The following is a 1,324-nucleotide window of genomic DNA, read 5'->3' on the forward strand; positions in this document are numbered from 1 at the left end:
TTTGAGGGTTTATTTTTCTTTTAGGGCTTAGTTACGGCCAAGGCTTCTTTCATGACCATATCATTGCCAATTTCTGGCAGTTTGGCTCTCAATTCTTCAACGGTTGCGCCATTGGGTAAATTCACTAATTTGCCGTTGACAATTGCTCTCACTGTGGTCTCCTTTGTCGGGGTGAATTTAACTGGATTCAAGTGTTGCTCACTAACGGTTTTAGGCTGGTTGAATTGAGGCGGTTTCCGCCAAGGGATTCGCTGAAAAAATGCTCTCATTGCCATCTGTTTTATGCTGTTTGAATTAACCAGGATTAAGGGAGTCGCTTCCTAATGGTCTGTGGCGGCTTTAATGGAGGTAATCGGAATTGGTGAATTCGCTAGTTTAGCTGGGGCTGAGTTTTGATTGAAACCCAACCAAATATACCAACTGGCTAAGCCGAATGCCGTCAAAATGGTGGTGAATACTAGGCGGTTGTAAATTCGTTCTAACTTGTGTAAAGACAGTTGAACAGAGGTGAGTTGTTTGAGATATTCGATTTTGTCTTGTTGGTTTACTGCTGTTATCTGTAACTCCAAATGTTCAAACTGTTGAACGATATTTTCCAGGTTTGGTTTGAGTTGTTCCAACTCTGATTGTTCTTCAACAATCAATTTGCCATTGATAGTTTGCATAATTCTCTTAGAATGAATTGGTGTCAGGGCAAAATGTTAGTTTCAAAGCCTTCAGGATAGAGAAACAACAAGCTTTTTTGACTACTTTTTAATCAAAAACGTTGGCGTGACCAATTCGGTGAAAGTTTTGCTGGTTATTTTGCTGTTCAAAGGCATCGAAAACTCCAATCAAATCGACAATACTACTAGCGGCGACTTTGAGGTCGTTTCCGAGAGATTGTTCGACGGAGGCAACTTCGACGCGCATTCCCCGCCTTCTCAGTTTTTCGGCGAGATAGGCAAAATCGGAATCTCCGGTGACTAAGACAACAATATCGGGGCGAACTTCTAGGGCTAATTCAATGGCATCCATCGCCATGACAATATCAATGTTTGTTTCGTACTCATCCCCTTTGGTTTTACCTTCTTTATGAACGACTAAAAAACCATTGCTTTTTGCCCAATAGATGAATTTTTCTTTGGTTTTTCGTTGTTCTTCAAATCGCTCTCTGGCTGGAGGTAAACCGACATAAATGACCATTCCAATGAGTTCTCGACCTTCTTTGGGATCGGCGAGATAGTCGCGGATTTTCTGCCAGTCAAGTCTGCGGTTAAAGCTTTGTGCGGCTAAGAAGGTATTGTCGCCATCGGCAAGAATTAGTACCCGACGATTAGTTCCA

3 protein-coding genes are annotated in these 1,324 nt (G+C 42.1%); all 3 read right to left on the reverse strand.

Annotation, left to right across the window (positions count from 1 at the left end; genetic code table 11):
- Positions 1-20: 20 nt before the first annotated feature.
- A complete protein-coding gene (locus F6K23_RS40675) occupies positions 21-275 on the reverse strand; it encodes a hypothetical protein (RefSeq protein ID WP_293166911.1) in 255 nt (84 codons plus the stop codon).
- Between the two features lie 45 nt (positions 276-320).
- Positions 321-665, reverse strand: coding sequence for a hypothetical protein (locus tag F6K23_RS40680; protein WP_293166913.1), 345 nt, complete (start codon positions 663-665; stop codon positions 321-323).
- An 88-nt stretch (positions 666-753) separates the two neighbouring features.
- Positions 754-1,324 (reverse strand): NYN domain-containing protein (locus F6K23_RS40685; protein WP_293166915.1); only part of this gene is annotated, 571 nt, incomplete at its 5' end.

It is taken from the genome of Okeania sp. SIO2C9 (assembly GCF_010672455.1).
Taxonomy (GTDB): domain Bacteria; phylum Cyanobacteriota; class Cyanobacteriia; order Cyanobacteriales; family Microcoleaceae; genus Okeania.

Excerpts from the sequence above, each read along its gene's own strand:
- F6K23_RS40675 (WP_293166911.1), bottom strand. The coding sequence starts at position 275 with ATGGCAATGAGAGCATTTTTTCAGCGAATCCCTTGGCGGAAACCGCCT.
- F6K23_RS40680 (WP_293166913.1), bottom strand. The coding sequence starts at position 665 with ATGCAAACTATCAATGGCAAATTGATTGTTGAAGAACAATCAGAGTTG.